Below are 21,585 nucleotides of genomic sequence, written 5' to 3'. Positions count from 1 at the left end.
GCGGGTTACGGTGACACTCCACTAATTACAGCCTCACCTCACTGCCCCCCAGGCCTTTCCAGGCTCCCGCCCTCACAAACTCGCCTTCACCTGGTCATAGACCCAGCGATAGGTCTTTTCCATGCCCTCGACGAGGGGGATGGAGGGGGCCCAGCCGAGCTTTTCCTGGATCAAGGTGTTGTCCGAGTTGCGGCCGCGCACGCCCTTGGGGGCGTCCAGGTTATAATGGCGCTCCAGCTTGATCCCGGCGAAGCTTTCGACCATGTCCACCAGGCCGTTGATGGTTACCAGTTCGTCGCTGCCGACGTTGAGCGGCTCACGCACATCGCTGGCCATCATCATCTTGGTGCCTTCGAGGCAGTCATCGATATACATGAAGCTGCGGGTTTGCAGGCCGTCACCCCAGATCTCGATGCTGTGGTCGCCGGTCAGCTTGGCCAGGGCCACCTTGCGGGAGATGGCGGCGGGGGCCTTTTCCCGTCCATCGTTCCAGGATCCGTCGGGGCCATAGACGTTGTGAAAGCGGACCACCCTGTTGTCGACGCCATAGTCTTCGTAGAAGTGGCGGCACATGCGCTCGGAGAACAGCTTCTCCCAGCCGTAGCCGTCCTCGGCCATGGCCGGATAGGCATCGCTCTCCTTCAAGGCGGTGACGTCGGCATCGGTTTGCTTGTCGGCGGCATAGACGCAGGCCGAGGAGGAATAGAGCATCCGCTTGGCGCCCACTTCCCGGGCCGCCATCAGCATATGGGTATTGATCAGCACCGAGAGCATGCAGTCGGCCTTGTGAAACTCGATAAAGCCCATGCCGCCCATGTCGCAGGCGAAGTTATAGATCCAGGCCGCGTCTTTGGCGGCTTCCATGCAGGCCGGTTTCTCTCGCAGATCAAGGACCTGGTTGTCCACGTCGGGGAAGGATAGATGCCAGTTCTCGACGGGTTTGATATCCACGGCGCGCAGACGGCGATAGCCCGCCCGGCGCAGGTCGGCGATCATGTGGCCGCCAATGAAGCCGCCGCCGCCCGCCACCAGGATCAGGTCGTCCTTGTCCGCCTGCTGGAAAAAATCAAACATATGTCGCGCCTTTCGAAAAACGGGAGGGAGGGAGTCTTCAGGCCAGGATACCGGCCCCGAGATGGTGCAGTTCGCAATGGCCAGCATATTCGGAATCGTCGAGCATTCGCCAGCAATCAATGACCTTTTTGCCCGCGAGCAGACTCGGGTCGATGTCCCTGTACTGCGGCCAGGGAGTGGCGAGGATGACGACGCTCGCCTCCGCCAAGGCATCGGCAATGTCGGCGGTATACTCTGCCTGATCGCCCAGAGCCTCGCGGGCATTGTCCAGGGCCATGGGATCATGCGCCATGACCTTATGTCCGTTGCCATGCAGGTCCTCGATCAGCCGCAGGCTGGCGGATTCCTCAATGACGTAGGTATGGGGCTTATACGACAGGCCCAGCACCGCCACGGTGCATCCCGATGGGGCCAATCGCCCGACGATATCGTTCATGCGCTGGGATTGGTACTGGTTCAACAAGTCGCTGGAACGGGGCAGATCGGCTCGGGCCCCGATGCGATCGGCCACCACCCCGAATGCCCGGTTGTCACGCGGGAAACAAGGGCCGCCGAAAGCCATGGCGCCCTTCAGGTAGTGACGGCCAATGCGGCGGTCCAGGCCCAATCCGGCAGTGACCTCGTCCACATTGGCTCCCGGTAACCGATCACAGACATCGGCCAGCATATTGGCAAAGGAAATCTTCATGGTCACATAGGCGTTGACCGAAATCTTCGTCAGTTCGGCATTGACCAGGGCCATGCGGGCGATGGGCGGATCATTGTCGCAAACGGATTTATAGATGCTTTCGAGCCAGTCTCCCGCCGCCGGGTCGGATTCTCCCATCAAGATGAAGTCCGGGTTCAACAGGTCATGGACGACGCTCCCCAAGGCGATGAACTCGGGGCTGTAACAGTAGCCCAGACCTTCGCCGATCCGCCGTCCCGAAGCTTGTTCCAGCACCGGGATAAGGGTCTGGCTGCTGCTGCCCGGCATCACCGTGCTGGTGACCACCACCAAGTGATCCTCGGTCTTGTTGCGTAGGGCCTGTCCGATGGCTTCCAGAGTCTGGATCACATAGTCATTGGTGAACTCGCCATTCTCGACGCTTGGCGTGGGCACGATAATAAAGGTCGCCGTGGAGCGGGCGATGGCGTCGTCGTAGCGCGTCGTGGCATCCAGGTTGCCTTGCGCCTGATGGATCAGGTCTTGCAGATCCGGCTCTTCCACCGGCGCTCGTCCGGCTTTCAGGTCGGCGACGAAAGTTTCATTGTAATCAACACCGATGACCCGATGACCTTTGCTCGCCATGATCGCGGCCATGGGGGATCCCAGCTTCCCCAATCCAATTACGGAAATGTCCATGACAGTCCTTATAGATTATCCATTTTATGCCAACCAATAGCATGATCGGGTGGCCTTAAAATCGTGTTAAGCCAGGGGGACGGATATCAGGAATCCCAGGGTTTCTCATTGCCGTTTCGGAAACGGTATTTTTCTGCTATGATGGACAATCGGGTTCAGAAAGAACACCGCGCAGCGCTAGAAGGAGCTCTAACCCATGGCCGTCCTCATACCGGGAAAAACGTCGAATACCGTATCGCAGTATTCGTCGAATATGCTGCTCTCTCAGATGCAGGTTCAGCAACAAAAGAAAATACAGGCCGAGAGTGACAAGATCTCCAACGAGTATCAAACCAAAATCAATGGCAAACAGACCGAGATCGACTCTTATACCAAGTTGAAAGCCGATATCGGTGAGGTCAGCACGTTTCTGTCCAAAACCGTCGGTCAGGCCAAGAGTATTTTATCCAATGTCGATGCGATGATCCGGCTGGTGGTTTCCGCCGAGCAGACGGACAGCGGATATGGCAACTACGGCACTACCTTCGACAATTTTCTCAAGCGCCTGGACGCAACCACGGAATCCGGGGGCGTGACCAAGAACCCTCTGAGCCGGTTGGAGCCGGATGTGTTTTACAAATCCAGCCGCTATGGCGGATCCCAGCGGGTGCAGGGAAACTATCTCGGCGACAGCTATCAGATCATTGATTCCAACGATAAGGTTTGGATCCCGGACCATCAGTCCAAGCTGCTTAAACAATACAACTCTTATCCGGACGATCCCACCAATGTGAATTACAGCCTTGAGCATGGGGTGCGCTTCGATAGCGTGACCGGCAGCAGCGTGACCTTCACCCTCAATCCGGATTCCGGAACACCCGAAGCCTTGACCGGCACTCTGACCGGCAAAGGGCTGGAAATCGTCAATGCCTGGTACTATGAGAATTTGAACACCACCGACGGTCGGACCCGCGCCAAGGCGGACCTGGATGATGCAAAAGCTGCCGCGAAAGTCGAGGTGGCCCGCTATGAAAGCGCCTTTGCCATTGCGAAATACTTCGAAGAGAAAGCCAGCACCGAGGCCAAGGGGCTGACTTCCGACGTCAATGAGCTGTTGATTGAACGGGCACAGGAAGTGCAGCAGCGGCAGTTGGAACTGGCGCAGGAATTCGAAGCGGCTCAGGGGCGGGTGGTTGCGGCCATGTCCTTGAAAGTGGACTATCAGTTCATGTTCCGCGGATTGACCGGCAACAACAAAGTCGCGCAAATGCTGCTTAGCATCACAGCCTGATCAGGATCTAACCGGCTGCTGAAAAAGTGTTGTCCTACGACCCGCCTCGCCCTTCGACAAGCTCAGGGTGAGGCTAGCGCGTGTCGGGTCCAATCGGACTCGCTAGACACGCGCGATCTTATTGGAATCGATCACGTTTTTCATGTTTGATCGAATCCGATCAAACACGACACGCTCTAGCATATTGAAAATTCAAAGGCCCTCATGCTGAGCTTGTCGAAGCATGTGTCGCCACACGCTCGAAATCGGACTTTTTCAGATGGCGGTAATCGAGCAGTCAGGGATTGCCTAGACAGTCAGCTGGTCTCCACACTCGGTCTTGATCAAGGATCCGGGTCAATTCCTGGACATGGAACAGAGGAGACCAGCTATGGAGTATTTTGTTGGAATGGACGTATCGATGGCAAGCATTTCGATCTGTGAGATTGATGCAAAGGGAACCGTCATTCGCGAAGGCAAGGTGTCAAGCACACCCGAGGCGGTCGCCACTTGGCTCGAGGAAAGCGGGCGTGGCTTTGCGCGAATTGGGTTGGAAGCTGGCCCTCTGGCGCCTTGGCTGTACGCAGGACTGTCCAGTCGGGGCCTCCCTGTGATTTGTATCGAGACCCGGCAAATGAAGGCCTTTGCCAGCGCCAGCCCAGTCAAGACGGACCGTCGCGACGCCCGCTTGATCAGCCAGGCGATGCGGACCGGTTTGTACCGCGCGACCCACGTCAAGACCGCGCGCAGTCAGGAGCTCCGGATGGTGCTGACCCATCGGGAGACCCTGGTTCATCAGGTCCGTCAGTTGTCCAATACGGTACGAGGAACATTGAAAGCTTTCGGCCTCAAGGTCGGTATGGCGCGCGGACGCCTTTTCGCGGCGCGGGTTCGGGAATTGACGGCTGATAACCCGCACCTCAGCGCAGCCGCCGAGCCGCTCTTGCTTGCGCGCCAAGCCTTGCTCGAACAACTCGACAAGCTCGACCGGCAGGTTCATGCCGCTGCGCGCGATGATAGCGTTTGCCGACGCCTGATGACCGTTCCCGGCGTCGGCCCGGTTACCGCCCTCGCTTTCAGGACAGGACTCGACGTGCTGGAACGGTCTCAAAAGTCGGTCATGGTCGGCGCCCACTTCGGGCTTGTCCCACGCAGATACGCCTCGGGAGAGCAGGACCGAAGCGGCCCCATCAGCAAGTGCGGAGATGCCATGGTTCGTTGGCTTTTGTTCGAGGCCGCCAATGCACTTCTCACTCGAACCCGCCGTTGGTCCTGGCTCAAACACTGGGGGCTCGCGGTCGCCAAAAGGCGCGGGATGAAACGCGCCAAGGTAGCCGTTGCCCGGTGTCTCGCCGTAATCATGCATCGCATGTGGATCGACGGCACGGACTTCCAGTACCGCAAGGAGGAGACCGCCATCTAAACACAACGAAAACCGAGATCGCCTGAAGGGCGGCCAGGACGCGTGGCGACGCGCGGGGCTCGGATGACAGCGCGCAGGCTGCAGTGGCGTAAGACCACGCTTTTCAGATTGCTGCACCCGATCCCCCTTGATCCCCATCATGCGGCGACGACGTCGACCGCGGACAGAAGCAAAGGGCGCCACATAACCCAGGTTCAAACCGACGGCTTGGAAATCAGCTTGACTCAAAAGACTCGATTACAGAAGCAGCCTGCTAAAGTCTTTCGCTCGGGTCGGGGGCAATGGAACCCGGTGAACCTGCGCGAGCTGATCTGGCCGCTTTGGCTTGGTCTATGTAGTCATCATAGGCATCCAGCGCCGTCTCGGTAATGCTTGCACACATGATGTCGAATTTATCGAGAAACATTGCTAAGAATTCTTGGCGCAGATCCTCGTTATCGATTCTTCCCGCCATATAGGCTCCGACGCGTATGGCCGATGCCATGCTTTCGCGGGCGAGCACCAAGACACCCTTCAAATCTTCTTTGTGTTCAAGAAACCAGTTCTGAATCCGGTCTTCCAATTCCGAAAACAGCCTGTCCTCGGCGCGAGCCTGTTCGATGATCAATTTGATTCCGCTGCCAAAAGATTCCACCGATTCCTTATAGGTCTTGAGGTTCTTGATATTCAGGCCCTTGCCCGCCGCATAGTGCGGCAATTGCTCGCGTACCGATCGGATGACCGCCTCCCTGGGCAGGTCCATATCGCTCAGTCGTAGCGCGGCTGCGGCCTGCGGGCGGGCGCCGGCAATAGCCGCTCCATCGCTGCAATTGTGGATATCGAGATTTTTAAGCGATTGGATCCGGGAAAACTGGGTGCGGGAGTAGGCGAGTTTCCACGATGTTATGATCTTGCCGCCGAAGTTGCCCTCCACGACTTGATTGAATGACTCTTCCAGTCCCTTGAGACTCGAGCCCGCCAGCCAATTGTCATAGTCGTCTTGCAGATAGACCACATCCTTTGAGTGATGAGAGGCATCGGGTCGGCGTCCGCAATCCACGCCAAACAGATACAGCCGCCGAAACCCCAAGGCGCTAACTGCGGCAAATCCCGCGTTGGCCACCAAAGGCCCGGCACTGATGATGGCGTGATAGCCTGGGTTGAGTAGATGGTCGCAGCTGAGGCCAGAGCGGTAGTAGTACCAAACCTCATCGAACTGTGCCGAGGCTTCCGGGTGGATGGAAGAGGAACCCAGCAAAACGATGCCCTCCAACCCGTACTCTTCTTTAAATTTGATCAGGTTATTGACCAGGGGGTAGGTGTTCTCGTTCTCCAGATGGAAATCGGGTCGAATGCCATGCTTTAACAGGATACCCAAGGAGGTTCCGCAACTGAGAATGATCGCTTGATCCCTCAGGCGGGCAATATGCGGCAGGTCTTTATCCAACGATGGCCCGGACCCCACCACCAGAACCGGGGTGTCTTGGTGCAGACGCTGTTCCCAGGGAATGATCGCGTGGTTGAAGCGCGCGAAATTCCCGACCGTATTGCCCATCATGAGCAATTCGTCTTCAAAGTAGCCCTTCGACCAGTGATAGGATTCCATCTTGGTATTGATCAATTCCCGGATCCTTTTAAGGGTCCAGGAATAGTAGTGATGGTAGGCGTAGGATCCGTTGAGGAAGGTGCGACCGTGTTTGTCCTGAATAGAGAAAATGGTCTCAGAGACATGCTCCGGTTCCGAACGGATGACAACATAGACATCCTGACCCCGGGCAGCAGCCTGTTCCCATAACGCAACCCAATCGATGGCCCGCATGGAATGAAGCAGCAATTCCGGGGTGGGTTCGACGATGATCATGGTGCGGCAGTGAGTCCGCTCCAGAAGTTCTTCCAGGTGATATCCCAGGCCGACGCCGAACACATAGCAATAACCGATATCGACCACCGGCAATTCGACAAACTCTTCGGGGGACATGTGTTCATCGATGAACGTTCGGGTGCTCTGGAATAACGCCATCGACAGGCCGATAAGATTGCAATGGGAAACCGTGCTGAATTTGAGCCGGTCCGGTAGCTTGAAGTACTCGTCCAATTGCTGCCGCGTGACCTCACGGGCATCTCGGTCATAGAGGGACACGGATCCCAGGTCGATATTCATCGCTCCATCGGGGCCCGAAACCAATTTGGAGACGGGTGTTCCTATGGTTTCAAGCAATTGCCAGACCGATGGCATGTGAGTTTTGAAGGCCGCGAGGTTCCGCTCAAAAAAGGCGTCGGATCCTGGGGGGGCTTTCGAAACGGTATGACTCATTATGCTCCGGTCTCGGCCTCCGACCACAATGCGGCATAGGTGGATTCCATGGATCGCGCTCTTTGCTTCGGATCAAAGAGAGAGGCCCCTGACATACGATCCCGGATGGATTGACGGAACTGGGTCCGGCGATCCACGTCGCGGGCCCAGTCAGCCACGATTTCCACATAGCTTTCAATGGAGTCCGCAACCATATCGCCCAAGCCCAACTGATTGAGCAGGCTGGCCACTTCCCGTTGCCGTCGATCCGGCCCATTGAGGGTCACGACAGGCAAACCCTGCCAAAGAGCCTGAGCCGCATCGGCCGGGTTGCCGACAATCAGCGGAGCCAGACATATGTCTCCCATGTGATACAAGGCTTCAGTTTGATGCGGCGCGGCCAAATCAATCCTGTGGGCAAGACCGTAATCGCCAAACATGCCGATCAGCCGCGATATGACCGCCTGATGGCCATAGGCATAGTCTTGCAGCACCAAGGAGGCTTCCGGCAGTGCGAAGAGCACGCGAGCCCAAATGGAAACTTGGTATGGAGACAAGAATTCCATAGGAGCATTGGCCACGAGGGTGACGGGTTCCTCTCCGCTTCCAGCTTCACGCATGGGGAGCTCCGGGGAGGGAAGATTGATCGGTGGCAGACCATTCTCCTGCTTAAACAGGCGCTCATGCAGGGCCGGGTCGGAATCGCTCGGATCGAGCACGGAATCCGTCAACATAATATCCATTGCGCCCATTCCGCTTCCGGCGGGGGCTCCGAACCAGGAGACCTGAACCGGGGCCATCCGAGTTCCGAACGCAGCCAATTGCTCTGGTGATCCATAGCCACTGGCGTCAACCAGGATATCCACGGCCTCCGCGGCGACCATGGTGCCAAAGGTGATGGGATCCAGATTGCGGACATCGTGCCAGGTATTGAAGCATTTCTGGAATTTAAGGTTTTGTTCCTGAGTCAGCTTGCCCCAGCCAAATCCGATCAAGCGATACTTGTCGGTATCATGGGCGGCAAGGGTATCGGCCAACGCATCGGCGTGGCCGCGTGCTCCCGCTCCGCCAACAAGGTAGCCAACGGTCAATTGTGACCTCGGACCCGCCACGGGATCTACAGCCCAGGGTTCCGGCTTGCATCCGAAACGCTCTCCCCAACCCTGTATTTCCTGGCTAATACTGTCCAAAGGATCCATGGAATCTGTCAGCCGGGAGCAAATGGTATCGAATTGAACCGCCGCATCGTCGGGGACGATGGATCGGGTCAATTCACCAAGCGCCCGGGATTGATCCCGGTATCCCGCATAGGCGAGATTGTCTGAAAGCTGACTGAGAATGCTGGCATCGCCTGGCAGGGCGTGGGCCGCGGCGCGCAACGAGTTTACCGCTTCGTGGAAAAGCCCTGCGCCTGTCAGGGTATGGGCGAGAGCCTTGTGGGCCTTGCGGGATTCCGGATTGAAAGCAATATGCTGCCGCAGCCAGTGAACCGCCTGGTTGCGGTCTTCGTCCCGGGTCGCCAGAACGGCTTTATTCATGAGCGGATTTTCACGCACTTTCCCCAGTGCTTGCCCGAACGTAGCTAGATCTTTCGGCACCCAGCGTGAATAAGTCTCGTTGCTTTGGACCGTCATCGCTATTTTTCCATGAAAAAGCGCTTGGGACAGCTCACCGGCAAACACATACAAAGAGGACAGAAGCTCGATCGTTTCGCGAACGGCGGAGTCCTTGGAGAAGGCGATTTCCGCGAAATCAACGGCCTCGCGGATGGAATCTTGCTGGAATGCCGCGACAGCCGCCAAAAAATACGCCTCGGCGCTATCGGGGTCTTGATCCAGGTAATCAAGAGAAAGGCTGGCAAGTTCTTGCCAGTTTTCGCTGTCGACCAGGGCATTGGCCTTTTCGACCAACTGGGCCTTATCGGCCGCGACCGGGGCGCTCATGCGGAAACTCCACCATCGGAAGAGGAGGGCTCGTTGCCGGTTTCCGCTGGGTCGGGGGCGCCTTCAAGACCCGCATTCAATCCTCCGGACAGTTCCCGATTGATATTGATCAAGACATCAATCTTTTCCTTGGTTGGAGAAGGCATGATCTCGAGGGTATGTTTGTCGACGAAGTTGGCCAGCGATAGAACGCTGCTGCGAACGTCATCGGGCACCGTACAATTGGGAGAGAGCAATTCCGATTGGAAGATGGTCCATAGCTGCCAATTGAGCCGCAATGCTGCTTGCATGTCCTCAATACTGCCGCTTTCCTTGGCCCGGGTCAGCCGAATTCCGGCCTGTGCCAAAGCCCATGCTTCGGTGGCTTGAGGGTTCCCCGGGGTCGGGGCTTTTTCATAGCTGGCTACTAAGTTCTTCTTGTACATCTGCCAATAATTCCTTCTCGTGGAAGATCAGTTCCTGGCATTTCTTAAGCGCATGGTAAAGGTCGCTTTGTTCGACCATTTCCCGGACAGCGCTGGTGATAAGGCGGCTGCTTGGTGCTGCCTTTTCGTAATTGTCCAAGAAACTCATAAACTGTTTGTGGTGGGGATTGTCGTCGGTTCCCGGAAACACGTACATGCATTGCAGCGCGTAATAGGTTCGGCTGGCAGGGGTAACGGCATCTTCGGGGGTGAGAATATCGGAATCGCGCAGAATGGCGGCATCGTTGGCGATCAACAAGGAAACGCTGCGCTGTGAAGCGTTTTCCAATACGGCACCGTTGATGATGATCTTCTGGCTCTTCTTGAGCTGAATTTTTAGGGGCATGAGGACCTTGGGGAGCGCTAAACGTTAAGGTCGACCGGGGGAGCGCGAGGCCCCCCCGAGCCGTTTCGAAACGAAGGTCCTTAACGGAACAGACCCAAGATGGACTGTTCGGCCTGACCGGCGAAGGCCAGGGACTGAATGCCCAACTGCTGGCGGGTTTGCAGGGCCAGCAGGTTGGCGCCTTCCTCGTTGAGGTCGGCCACGGTCAGCTTACCGGCACCGGTGTCCAACACATCGACGTATTCCTGCGTGAAGTCCGACCGGACTTGCAAGATGGCGACGTTATTGGCCATGGAGCCTGCTTTCGCTTGCAGGTAGCTGATGGTGGAATCCAGGCGGGAGATGGCAACGTCCGCATGGGCATTGAAGGAGGCCAGTTCGGTCGCATCGGTCAGATCGTAGCCTTCGAACGACTGTCCGAAGCCCAGGAACGATTCGACGAAGTTGGCCTGACTGGCGTCAAGGGTTTGCCCCACAAAGCCGGTACCGAGCGAATTACGATACAGGGCGCTGGGGTTGATATCGATGCCGGTCACTTCGAGCTTCGAGTCAGACTTGTCCGAGAACCGGACAGACAGCTTCGAGGCCGAGGAGTTCAACAGGTTCAAGCCCTGATAGGTGGCATCGGCAATGAGCTTCTCGATCTGCTTGGCCAGTTCGTTGACCTGGGTTTGCAGTTCCGCCCGTTGGGCATCATCCGCGGACCGGGCACTATCGACCAGACCTTTGAGCTGAGAAGAGAAGTCCTCGATGGATTCGAGAGCCTTCAAGGTCGCGTCCAAGGCCTGGATGCCCTGATCCACCGCAGATTTACGTTCCAATAGGGACGTAGCGCGGTTGCTCAAGGATTCAGCTTGGAAGAACTTCACCGCGTCATCGACCGGTGAAGCAACCTTCAGGCCCGTGGAAAGACGACTTTGAGTCCGGTCAATCAAGCCTTGGGTGTTCTGAAGGGATAGCAGGTTCGAACGAACCGCATCGGATAGTGTAATATCAGCCATTTGTAAGTCTCCCATTCTTGGGGTGCTGTGATGCTACATGTGTGTTTCTCACACACAGAATAGACTAACACGGGTACGGCCTTCCGCCAACGAAAATTTTTTTCGATAACGAAACTAATATGACGCCGTCCCCGAAGATGAAGACCCGGCGCCGGGATCGATACAGACGATTTCTTCGTGTCTTTCCCAATCACTTTAACGGGTATGAGATTACCTCAAATTAAAAACGGAGCAAACCTCAAACAGCCTGGATCAAGTGTGACAGCAATCGTTCGAAATCACGGGCATAGGCCACCGCGTTCGTCATCGGCGAGGCATCCATTTCGGCCCGCAGGTTTTGATGTAAATGGACCAAATGGTCCGTGTCGCGGGCCAAGGCATGGGCGATCTGGACAAAGTCGTCCTCATCATCGGCCACCAATTCCGCGCGTCCCATGGTCCTTAGGTGGGCGGCGCTGTGGTTGGCGGCCATGCGATCCCCCGGCATGGTTACCACGGGCACGCCCATCCACAAGGCTTCCAGGGTCGTCAGTCCCCCGGAGTAGGGATGGCTGTCCAGGACAAGGTCCAATGCCCCATAGGCGGCAAGGACTTCCGCGTTTGTGGCCGGTCCATGGAATTCGATCCGGGCCGGGTCAATCTCGTGGGATCGGAAGAGCGCCCGGAAGCGTTCGATGGTCTCCTCATACTGGAACGGTGGTGATCGCAGAACCATCCGGCTATCGGGCAGCGCCCGAAGGATCTGGCTCCATAAGGCGATGGTCCTTGGCGTGATTTTGAAGGCGGCATTGAAACAGCCGAATGTGATGGTGCCCTGTTTCAAGCAGGGGGGCGGCGTGGGGGCCGGGGCATCCATCGGCGGGTCGTAGCAAAATAGGTTCTCTTTGAAGCGAAGCACGGTTTCTCTGTATTGGTCCTCTTGAGACGGGGGCACATGGTGTCCGTCTACCAGCACCGCATCGACCTGCGCCAAGCCGGTGCTCCCCACGTAGTCAAGCCACGCCGCTTGGATCGGTGCGGGTCGGCGGGCCAAAACCGGCAGGCGGTTGCCCCAGGTATGGCCGTTCAGGTCGATGAGGATATCCAGATTGTCGGCGCGGATCCGAGCCGCGGCGTCGTCGTCGTCCAAGCTGCTTATATCGATGAAATCATCAGCTAACTGGCGGAAAATCCCGGTTTGGCTGTCGGGTGTCTGGGTATTCGAATACAGCAAGGCGGACCAGACCGAAGGGTCGCGCTCGCGCAGCAACGGTGGCAGGAAAAACCCGGTGGCATGACGGCGGTAGTCCCCTGACACCAGTCCCACCCGCATCGGTGATCCCGGTGCGCGGGAAATCGGGGAGGGGCGGGGAGGATCGGGAAACGCCATGCCATAGTCTTTGTGAGCGGTGGCGATATCACCGGCGGATACAGCGTCGGCATAGTGCAGCGCCATCAAGTAGGCCGAGTGATGCGGTGAGTCTGGAGCGGAGGCTTCCGCCGCCGATTTCAAGTATGGAAGGGCCGCTTCAGCATTGGCGAAGGACAATAACAGCATGGTTCCCAATTGACCCGAGGCGGCAACCAGGTTCGGGTGTGCCCGCAAGGCTTCACGATAGGCGATTTCCGCTTGCCCAAGGGCACCGCCCGCTCGATGAGCATTGGCGAGATTGACCCAGGCCTCGGCCGCGTTGGGATTGAGACGGGCGGCTGTTTCGAAGCAATGGAGAGCCTGATCACTCAGGGTCAGGCTGTTGAGGGCCAAGCCAAGGGCATTATGATGCAGAGCGTTTTCCGGGTCCGATCGAACCGCTGCGGTGAGGTGTTTAATCGCTCCGGGGGCCTCGCCCCGGCGCAACAGAAAGTTGCCCATGGCCGCCTGCAGATCCGCGTCATCGGGGCGTTGCGCCGTGCCTTGGTCCAAGACCTTGCGGGCATCTTCGGTTTTGCCGCCGCCCTCCAGCATATCCGCTAGGTTTATCAGGGCCTGACCGTCACCGGGCGACATGTTCAGGGCATCCATGGCCGCGGCCGCGGCGTCATCCCAATGCCCCATTTCGCCAAAAATCCGGCTGAGATTGGTGCGGATGGCCGGGTTTCGCGGGTCCAGGTCAATGGCTCGCATTAAGCTTTCGGCGGCTTCTTGCGGGCGGCCCAGGTCCTTGTAGACATTCCCCAAATTCGCATGGGCCGGACCGAAGTCGGGGGCCAGACGGATGGATTTCTCGATCAGGGCTGCGGCGGCAGTGGGGTCGCCGTTCTGGTGTTGCAGCACGCCAAGGAGATGCAGGGTATCGGGTTGGTCGGGAAAGTGATCGAGAATGGTCTTATAGGCGGCCTGGGCCTCGACCAATTGCCCAGACTGATGCAGGCCCAAGGCATTATTCAGCATTTGGGATAGAATTTCTGCGGCAGACAGGCCGGGCGGATCAGGATCAGTCATGGCGCGCGTGGGCGGGCCGCGCTTCGAAAAGCGCTGCCCGGATCCGGACTAGGCCTTGGCGCTTTCCAAAAATCCTTCGGAGATCTGAAGATTAATGTTGATCAGGGTATCGATCACTTCGCCCGGAATGTCGGCACCATATTTCATGGTGGTCTCGGCGACAAACTGGCTCAGGCGGATCAGATTGTCCTTGGTGTCTTGCTGCAAGGCTTCTCCGGCGCGAGAAACCATGATGCGCATGGCCACCCAGACTTCCATATTGCGTTCAAGGGCGGTGGCTAGTTGCGTGCTATCTTCGCGTGCTTGGTCAAGCTGAATAGCGACCTGGGAAAGGTTAAAGGCGTTTTCCTCGGTAAGGCTCAACTGTTCCGTCTCGGTCATGGACCCGGTCTCCCTGGATTCTAGCGTTGGCTCAAACGTAAATGGCAAAAGTTAACAAGTTACGCAAAAAGGCACCGGTTTCTGGTACGCCGGCGAACTTATTCTAAGCACCGTCCGAAATGCGTCGGAGGTATCATATCCTGCGAAAAGCTGCCTTGCAAACCCAAGATATGGTATTTTTCTGAAAAGTCATCGTATTCGGTGGACAATTCACAGGCCCTTGGTTCCGCTTGCATTTCGGGCCGTCCCGACGCAGGATCCCCCCCCATCGCAAAACGGATCGAACCGCCGGAGAGCCAACATGACCAACATCCTCAAGCTCGGGATCCCAAAAGGCAGCCTGGAAGGCGCCACCATCGACCTGTTCGATCAGGCCGGTTGGAAAATCAGCACCCGGTCGAGAAACTATTTCCCCAGCATCAATGACGATGAAATCACCTGCTCCCTGGTGCGCTCTCAGGAAATGGGCCCCTATGTGGCTGGCGGGACCTTGGATTGCGGTTTGACCGGTATCGATTGGGTGATGGAATCCGAGGCCGATGTGGAGGTGATTCGACCGCTGGTCTATTCCAAGAGTTCTGATCAGGGGGCTCGCTGGGTGCTGGTGGTTACCCAAGATTCGCCGATTAAAACGGTCGAGGATCTCCAAGGAAAAGTCATTGCCACCGAGCTGACTGGATTCACCAGCCGTTACCTGCGGGCCCGCAACATCGAGGCCGATGTGCAATTTTCATGGGGCGCCACCGAGGCCAAGGTGGTCGAGGGGCTGGCCGATGCGGCGGTGGAGATCACCGAGACCGGTTCGACCATCCGCGCCCATGGTTTGCGCATTGTTTGCGACCTTTTGCATACCCATACGGTGTTCATTGCCAACAAAGAGGCGCTTAAGAATCCGGCCAAGAAAGCCAAGATCGATCAGATCGCCTTGATGCTCAAGGCCGCCTTGGATGCGCGCGGCAAGGTTCTTTTGAAACTCGATGTTCCGAAAAAACACCTGGACGGTGTATTGGATATTCTACCGAGTATCCATGCGCCGACCGTGGCACATCTTTCGGACCCCGAATGGGTTGCCGTGGAAACCGTATTGGACCGGGGCGCCGTCCGCGATTTGGTGCCGCAGCTCAAGGGAGCCGGGGCCGAGGGGATTTTGGAATTGGAAATCCGCAAGGTTTGTTGACCGGCTATCCACTTTCGCTTATGTCGTTACTATGTTTCGAATCGATTCCATCAAGATGCCGGAGAAACGGCACCATCGGTTGGCCCTTGGTTGGGCTTTGGTGGTTGGCGGAATCTTCGGGATCTTGCCCGTTCTCGGATTTTGGATGCTGCCTGCCGGGTTGATGGTGTTGTCGGTGGATGTGCCAAGGGTTCGGCGATTGCGTCGGCGCGGCCAGGTCTGGTGGGGACGACGGCGGGCCGTTGAAGCTTCGGTTTAATTGAGGCCTTGCACGGAATAGCTATACTTTTTCGGTGAATTGCCGTCAGATCCGCTGACCATGATCGCATCCGTGGCGGTCTGAATATGCCGGACTCCGTATCCTATGACGCTGCCTGCTTTCACCCCCGCTCAGAAACCGGCGACCGCCGTGATCCGGGGCGTGTTGTGGATGTCTTTGGCGGCCTGTCTGTTGGGGCTCGTCAGTCTGCTGGCCCGTGAGGCGGCACGGTTTTTGCCGCCTTTCGAAGTGGCTTTCTTTCGCAATTTGGCGCAATTGCTGCTGATGCTGCCGTGGCTGATCCTGGTTGGTTGGCGGGCGGTGAAAACCCAAAGGCCCTGGGCTCACGTGCGCCGCTCACTGTTTGGTATCGCCGCCATGCTGACCTGGTTTTCCGTGGTCACCATGATGCCCATCGCCGAGGCCACGGCCTTGAGTTTTTCCGCGCCCTTGTTCACCACGGCAGGGGCCGCGCTGTTTTTCCGCGAAACCGTCGGCTTCCGGCGCTGGGCCGCCACCCTGGTCGGGTTTGCCGGGGTTTTGATCATACTGCGCCCCGGATTTCATGACATCGAAACCGCACAGCTTTTGGCTCTGATGGCTGCCGTGTTCATTGCCGGGGCCATGCTGTCCAACAAGTCTCTGGCACGCACCGAATCTCCCAATGCCATGGTGCTATGGATGGGACTGTTCATGACGATGTTTTCCTTTCCCCCGGCGGTGATGGTTTGGGTCTGGCCCGAGGCAACCATCGCCTGGTTCTGGATCGGGGGACTCGGTGTCGTCGCCACGGGGGCGCATTTGGCCATTAACCGGGCTTTCGCTTCGGCGGATGCGTCCCTGGTCGCGCCTTTCGGATTCGTCCAAATCCCTTTCATCGCTCTGGTTGGTTTCTGGGCCTATGGAGAAATGCCGGATCTTTGGACCTGGATCGGCGCGGGGATCATCGTCGCCTCCGGGGTTTATATCGGGCAAAGGGAAGCCCGGCGCGCGCAGACCCTCGCGGTTCCTTCGGGATAGGTCCAGTGAAGGTCCTTTCGCGGACCCACCCTATGTCAGCGCTTGGTACGACAAGGGAAATTCGACCCAGTTTTGACAGATGACACGACAACTTATAATAATATAAAAAAATATAACATCTTTTTTGGTAGGTGTTCGAAGAAGGGCCATCGGGTGATCCCGCCTCTGAATACTCGAAGCATGAACAGATCAAGGCACAATTTCTGAGAAAAGTGTGAAATTAATAGGAAAAATTTGTTAGACTCGAACCGATGAGCCTGGGGACTCGTTATTTCAACAATGGCTTCAGTGGAATCCATGGCAACGGAATATCTGCGCGCGTATTTTGGGAGATGTTTGTATTGAGTGTATTTATATGAGCATATAATAAATAACCTTACTTAAATATGTGAGCAGATTTGAAGTTGCCAAGTTTACATATGGATAAAGGTTGAGTGATTTGTTTGATTTTTCGCCTGCCACAAATATGGGGATATAAAGATGGTCACTAACCCGCTAACTAGTTTGTTTGGTCGCTCTCCTTTCAAGCAACTTCAAAACCATATGTTGGTTTCTGTCCAATGTTCTTCTCAGGTGCCCGATCTATTTGTGGCGTTGTTTGACGGGAATAGTAAGGCTGTTGAAGAGGTGCGTGACCGTATTTTCGCGTTGGAAGAAGAAGCCGACAAGGTCAAAGAAGAAATGCGGTCGCATCTTCCTAAAAGCCTGCTGATGCCTGTCAATAGAGGCGATCTTCTGGACCTGTTGCATATGCAAGATGAGATTGCCGGCGTCTCGCAAGATATCGCTGGTTTCCTGATGACACGAACCATGCCGCCCGTCGAGGAATTGAAAGCTCCGTTGATTGCGTTGGCTCAAAAATGTGCGGATACCTGTGCCAAGGCCGGCGAAATCGTCGCCTTGCTGGATGAGTTGGTTGAAGTCGGATTCGGTGGTGGCGAGGCCGACAATGTCCACCAAATGGTTCATGAACTGAGCAAAATCGAAAGCGAAACCGATCGATTGGCCATCGAGGCCGTCAAGGTTCTGTTTGCCAACGAGGACAAGATGGGCCCCGTTGATGTTGTCTTTTGGAACGAGTTAATCAAATGGACATCGAACCTTGGTGACAACGCGGAGCATGTGGGGAATCGGTTGCTTCTATTGATCGCCCGCTAACCACTTCGGTCTTTTCACTCTTAGCTGCCTGGACAAATCATCATGGACATTCTCTCTCAATACGGCACCATTCTGATCATCATCGCTATTATATTCGCGGTCTACATGACCTGGGGCATCGGCGCCAACGATGTTGCCAATGTCATGGGAACATCAGTCGGATCAGGAGCGATTACCGTCAAGACGGCAATTATCATTGCCGCAATTTTCGAATTCGGTGGCGCGGCCCTGGCGGGCGGACATGTGACGAAAACCATCCGCAAGGGGATGGTTGACCCCAGTGGTATCGCCGACCAACCGGAGATCTTGGCATTTGGTATGCTAGCGGCATTGCTCGCTGCGGCCATATGGTTGATGATCGCCTCCATGCGTGGCTGGCCGGTTTCGACCACCCATTCAATTGTCGGTGCCATCGTCGGTTTCGCGATCGTTGGCATTGGCTTCGATGCGGTCAAATGGGATGCCATTGGTAAAATCGTCGCCAGCTGGGTGGTTTCTCCGGTGCTCGGCGGCGTCATTGCTCTGTTGTTGATGCTCAGCATCCGCAAATTGATTTTGAACACCGACAACCCGTTTGAAAAGGCGAAGGCCTGGGGCCCCGTCTATGTGTTCCTGGTCGGCTTTATCGTCGCCCTGGTCACCTTGTTCAAAGGGCTCAAGCATCTGAAAGTCGATCTCAGCATCCCCATGAGCTTCCTGGTTGCCGCGGCATTTGGCGTGTTGGTTGGATTCATCGGCCACTTGTTGATCAAAAAGGTCAAAGTAGACCCGGAAGCGGACAAGGACTTCCACTTTGCCAGTGTCGAAAAGGTCTTCGTGCCGATGATGCTGTTCACGGCTTGCGGCATGGCCTTTGCTCACGGTGCCAATGACGTTGCCAATGGTATTGGCCCGCTTGCTGCTGTTTACGGCCTTGTCCAAAGTGGCGGCGAAATTGCGCAGAAATCCGCCATGCCCCTATGGATTCTGGTCCTTGGTGGTGGCGGTATCATCTTCGGTCTGGTCACCTATGGCTACAAGGTTATGCAGACCGTCGGGACCAAGATCACCGAACTGACCCCGACCCGGGGTTTCTGTGCAACCATGGCCGCGGCTATTACCGTTGTTATGGCCTCTCGTTTGGGGCTGCCTGTTTCGACGACCCATATTGCCGTCGGCGCGGTGATCGGTGTCGGCCTCGCACGAGGCGTTGGCGCTATTGACGTCCGGGTCATTGGGGGCATCTTCCTGGCTTGGATCATCACGCTCCCGGTGGGCGGCGTTCTGGCGGCCATCATATTCTTCGTGTTGAAGGGGATCTTCAACTAAGCCGATCCCGCCATCCCCAAAGACCAAGACCCGCTCCACCACCATGGGAGCGGGTCTTTTTGTTCCATCGCGATGCTTTTTCAGTCCAAGCTATTCATGAGGTCCAGCAAAGGTTCCGATGGAAACTCAAGGGGGGTCAATTTAGAGCCTTCGCAAAGGAATATGCCGGGTCCATTTGTCCGGCCGCTATACAAAATATGGTGCCCTTTGATATCTCCGGCATTGAGCCAATAGGTTCCATACTGGGAAAGGGGCGTGTGCCCAACAATCAAGTGAGACTGCTTGGGAGTCCCCAGACCCTTCCGCAATCGTTTGATATCCCCCTTGGTGTAGCTGCCTGGGGCCCCCGAGCGGTTCAGGCGTGAGGTGAGGACTTCTTGCGCTCTTTGAGGCGTCTTACGAAGATCGATGATTTCTTCATAGGTCATGGCGCGACTGGGAGGCCCGCCATGGCAGGCCGCGAACTCGTCGGATTTTGCGATGTAAGGCAGGGTCTCGAATAGACGCTTCATATCGGCAATATATTCATCACCCCTTAGTTCCCGTAGTCGGCGGCAGAGCAAGACCCCTTGCAGCACGCCTTGTTTGCTGATTTCCGGGTCGAAGCTATCGTGATTGCCAAGAAGGTAGAATACGCGGCTGGGAAACCGGAGCATCAGGCTGAATATAAGATCCATGATCAGGACGGAGCTATCCATATTTTCAAGCTCACCATCTTCTTCGGAATGCACCGCATCCCCCAAGATGACGAGCGAAATGGTATCATTCTCCAGTCCGTCCAGAATATTGATGCTGCTCAGGACGTTTAACAGGTTATCCACTTGTGCATGGAGATCGCCGACGATCACGGTTGTCTTGCCATAGGGCAACTCGATAACGGCTCCCGGCTGTCCGTTCGAATCTTTCGGTTGGCAGGGCTCCTGCTCTATTTGGGCGATGACTTCCCGGAGCAACACCAAGGCCGGGGTCGGCGGCAGCGGTTTCATGGGCCATTTATACAGGTCTCGAACGCTCTGGAGGGCCTGGAGCCGGCCAACATTGATACCACGGACCCGTGAGCCCAGGGGCCGTCCGATATTGGTGAAATCATCCTTGCTGCGATGGAGGGCCGAAAGAGTTGTTTCATACTCTTCATCAAGAACCCGCAGAATCAGGTCGCCGTTTTCATTGATGATATTCAGGTGGCGCTTGGCGACCTTTTTTGGCAGGTCAAGCGCCTGGGCACATTCTTCGTTTCCACGGCCCAGCAGAAGTATCTCGCCTTCCTTGATGCGCAGAAACGAATACACACCCTTCTTGGCGGATTGGGCGTTGATGAGAACCCAGTTTTTCTCGATCCGCTTGCGGCGCGCTCCATAGGGGATTTCTGGAACAATATGAACGTCCATGCCGTTCAGGTTGAGCACGAGGGGTTTTCCATCATAGGCAACCCGTGATTCACCATGTAAGACCTGTGGCACTTTTTCCGGCACGACCCACTTCACGCCATCACGACCCAGAATCGATTTGATGGTTTTGCCCAGATCAAAGTAATCCGTCACCTTCTCCGGCGCATTGATGGCCCATTCGGGTGGTCTTTCTTCACCATCCTCGACAATTCGCATGGGCGGGTGATCGAGGGTTTCGCGGACATAGACCTGCATTTTGCTTCGGTGCAAGTGCAGAGCCGTGGTCGCATAGGTATTTACCTGGCGCCGAATGATCTCCAGGTTCAGATCGTCATCAACCGTATGATAGGAATCAGTTTTCCGGGACATTCTGAACGCCAGTATTGTTTCGGGAGACGGCAGAAGAAATTCAAAAATATAGCGTTCCCGCCAATTGGACTGGAACAACCCTTGCCCGAGGGGAGGGATCATAATTCGGTTTGTTTCAAGTTTGGGCTGCTCACCCTTTTCCAGCCATTCCCGATCAAAAACCGTCAAAGCTTCCGAAAAACCAAAGAACGGCAAACCCAAATGAACCTCGCGGGGGCGATACACCAACGTACGATCTCGCCACCAATTGGTCTGAGTCATATCGATATAGCCCTCATTGGGCCAACCGTGCAGTTTATTGATCATATATGTTTTGCCGGAACCTGGCGGCCCCGTAACAATCAACTGGCGAAACTTCAGCCCAATGGGCAATTCAACCCCGTAAACCTCCTGGAGTCCTTCAACAGGTAAGAGTTTCTTGTTGATTGAGACTCCCATGGTTCTTTCTCTCCTTCCGCCAAAGCACGATCAGCATTCAGCGGTAGCAAAACGATTAATTTCGCAGGATCGTGATTTCCAAGGCAACGATTCCACAGTACTTACGATGCCGACTCATTTCAACACAGCCAAATCCAAGGTTTGGCGTGATTGATCGGCGGAGGGTCTGACTCCGGCAAATTCGGTGTAGTTCAGAGGCGAAAGGTGCCCTAGGCAGGGAGAGCCTGCTTGTGCTTTTTAAAATCCGAAACGCAATCTATTTCTTGCTTTTCAGGTGTTTCAAAGCCTTGAGGCCTTTCTTTCTTTGGGCATGGATCAGATGAAGCTTTTTATCGATCTTTTTCTTCTCGACACCACTGGCCTGGGCGGACTTTTTCCGTAGGGAATTCTTTTTGTGTTTCAGTTTTGCCAATACTTTTTTTAGGGAATCGATCTGCTTGTGCTTCTTTTTATCGTCCTTCAGCACATTGCCCAGTGATTCCAACAAGGATTGAGTTTTCATTTTGACACCCTTTGTTTTGACCGAACCAGATTAACACCCCTTTGAT

At 56.0% G+C, this 21,585-nt stretch carries 18 protein-coding genes; 7 read left to right on the top strand and 11 right to left on the bottom strand.

Features of this window, described 5'->3' with window-relative positions:
• Positions 1-72 precede the first annotated feature (72 nt).
• On the bottom strand, positions 73-1,074 hold the full coding sequence (locus MGMAQ_RS11040; RefSeq protein WP_046021588.1) for an NAD-dependent epimerase/dehydratase family protein: 1,002 nt from the start codon (positions 1,072-1,074) through the stop codon (positions 73-75).
• A 37-nt stretch (positions 1,075-1,111) separates the two neighbouring features.
• Positions 1,112-2,419, bottom strand: a complete 1,308-nt coding sequence (locus MGMAQ_RS11035; protein WP_046021587.1) for a UDP-glucose/GDP-mannose dehydrogenase family protein — start codon at positions 2,417-2,419, stop codon at positions 1,112-1,114.
• A gap of 196 nt (positions 2,420-2,615) precedes the next feature.
• Between MGMAQ_RS11035 and MGMAQ_RS11030 the strand changes: the two genes are divergently transcribed.
• Together MGMAQ_RS11030 and MGMAQ_RS11025 are read left to right on the top strand one after the other, a co-directional pair.
• Positions 2,616-3,689 (top strand): hypothetical protein, encoded by a 1,074-nt coding sequence (locus MGMAQ_RS11030; RefSeq protein ID WP_046021586.1) that lies wholly within the window; start codon positions 2,616-2,618, stop codon positions 3,687-3,689.
• 370 nt (positions 3,690-4,059) lie between these two features.
• On the top strand, positions 4,060-5,091 hold the full coding sequence (locus MGMAQ_RS11025) for an IS110 family transposase (RefSeq protein ID WP_046021585.1): 1,032 nt from the start codon (positions 4,060-4,062) through the stop codon (positions 5,089-5,091).
• Between the two features lie 253 nt (positions 5,092-5,344).
• On the opposite strand, the gene MGMAQ_RS11020 is transcribed toward MGMAQ_RS11025, so the two are convergent.
• The 7 genes from MGMAQ_RS11020 to MGMAQ_RS10990 all read right to left on the bottom strand — a co-directional run bounded on the left by MGMAQ_RS11020 (position 5,345) and on the right by MGMAQ_RS10990 (position 13,920).
• Positions 5,345-7,384 carry a 6-hydroxymethylpterin diphosphokinase MptE-like protein gene (locus tag MGMAQ_RS11020; RefSeq protein ID WP_046021584.1) on the bottom strand — a complete coding sequence of 680 codons (2,040 nt, stop codon included), beginning with the start codon at positions 7,382-7,384 and terminating at the stop codon, positions 5,345-5,347.
• Positions 7,384-9,306 (bottom strand): hypothetical protein, encoded by a 1,923-nt coding sequence (locus MGMAQ_RS11015; protein ID WP_046021583.1) that lies wholly within the window; start codon positions 9,304-9,306, stop codon positions 7,384-7,386. The genes MGMAQ_RS11020 and MGMAQ_RS11015 overlap by 1 nt, the downstream gene beginning before the upstream one ends.
• On the bottom strand, positions 9,303-9,731 hold the full coding sequence (locus MGMAQ_RS11010; RefSeq protein ID WP_046021582.1) for a flagellar biosynthesis regulator FlaF: 429 nt from the start codon (positions 9,729-9,731) through the stop codon (positions 9,303-9,305). The genes MGMAQ_RS11015 and MGMAQ_RS11010 overlap by 4 nt, the downstream gene beginning before the upstream one ends.
• Positions 9,700-10,116, bottom strand: a complete 417-nt coding sequence (locus MGMAQ_RS11005) for a flagellar biosynthesis repressor FlbT (RefSeq protein WP_046021581.1) — start codon at positions 10,114-10,116, stop codon at positions 9,700-9,702. The genes MGMAQ_RS11010 and MGMAQ_RS11005 overlap by 32 nt, the downstream gene beginning before the upstream one ends.
• Before the next feature lie 80 nt (positions 10,117-10,196).
• On the bottom strand, positions 10,197-11,117 hold the full coding sequence (locus tag MGMAQ_RS11000; RefSeq protein WP_046021580.1) for a hypothetical protein: 921 nt from the start codon (positions 11,115-11,117) through the stop codon (positions 10,197-10,199).
• A 238-nt stretch (positions 11,118-11,355) separates the two neighbouring features.
• Entirely contained in the window at positions 11,356-13,539 is a 2,184-nt protein-coding gene (locus MGMAQ_RS19620; RefSeq protein ID WP_082085384.1) for a tetratricopeptide repeat protein, read from the bottom strand.
• A gap of 48 nt (positions 13,540-13,587) precedes the next feature.
• Positions 13,588-13,920, bottom strand: coding sequence for a flagellar biosynthesis regulator FlaF (locus MGMAQ_RS10990; RefSeq protein WP_046021579.1), 333 nt, complete (start codon positions 13,918-13,920; stop codon positions 13,588-13,590).
• Positions 13,921-14,221: 301 nt separating this feature from the next.
• Here MGMAQ_RS10990 and hisG point away from each other — a divergent pair, with 301 nt between their 5' ends.
• From hisG to MGMAQ_RS10965, 5 genes are all read left to right on the top strand, one after another.
• Positions 14,222-15,097 (top strand): ATP phosphoribosyltransferase, encoded by an 876-nt coding sequence (gene hisG, locus MGMAQ_RS10985; RefSeq protein WP_046021578.1) that lies wholly within the window; start codon positions 14,222-14,224, stop codon positions 15,095-15,097.
• 31 nt (positions 15,098-15,128) lie between these two features.
• Positions 15,129-15,356 carry a PGPGW domain-containing protein gene (locus tag MGMAQ_RS10980; RefSeq protein ID WP_046021577.1) on the top strand — a complete coding sequence of 76 codons (228 nt, stop codon included), beginning with the start codon at positions 15,129-15,131 and terminating at the stop codon, positions 15,354-15,356.
• Positions 15,357-15,461: 105 nt separating this feature from the next.
• Positions 15,462-16,376 (top strand): DMT family transporter, encoded by a 915-nt coding sequence (locus tag MGMAQ_RS10975; protein WP_052716329.1) that lies wholly within the window; start codon positions 15,462-15,464, stop codon positions 16,374-16,376.
• Positions 16,377-16,856: 480 nt separating this feature from the next.
• Positions 16,857-17,534, top strand: a complete 678-nt coding sequence (locus tag MGMAQ_RS10970) for a TIGR00153 family protein (protein WP_046021576.1) — start codon at positions 16,857-16,859, stop codon at positions 17,532-17,534.
• A 42-nt stretch (positions 17,535-17,576) separates the two neighbouring features.
• On the top strand, positions 17,577-18,842 hold the full coding sequence (locus MGMAQ_RS10965) for an inorganic phosphate transporter (RefSeq protein WP_046021575.1): 1,266 nt from the start codon (positions 17,577-17,579) through the stop codon (positions 18,840-18,842).
• Positions 18,843-18,922: 80 nt separating this feature from the next.
• Here MGMAQ_RS10965 and MGMAQ_RS10960 read toward each other — a convergent pair whose 3' ends face one another.
• Complete coding sequence (locus MGMAQ_RS10960) at positions 18,923-20,599, bottom strand: metallophosphoesterase (RefSeq protein ID WP_158498834.1); 1,677 nt, start codon at positions 20,597-20,599, stop codon at positions 18,923-18,925.
• A gap of 694 nt (positions 20,600-21,293) precedes the next feature.
• Entirely contained in the window at positions 21,294-21,539 is a 246-nt protein-coding gene (locus tag MGMAQ_RS10955; RefSeq protein ID WP_046021573.1) for a hypothetical protein, read from the bottom strand.
• Positions 21,540-21,585 lie beyond the last annotated feature (46 nt).

This window comes from Magnetospira sp. QH-2, assembly GCF_000968135.1.
In the GTDB taxonomy this organism is placed as follows: domain Bacteria; phylum Pseudomonadota; class Alphaproteobacteria; order Rhodospirillales; family Magnetospiraceae; genus Magnetospira.
The sequence above is the reverse complement of the archived record's forward strand: the minus strand, read 5'-3'. Positions and strand labels throughout refer to the sequence as shown.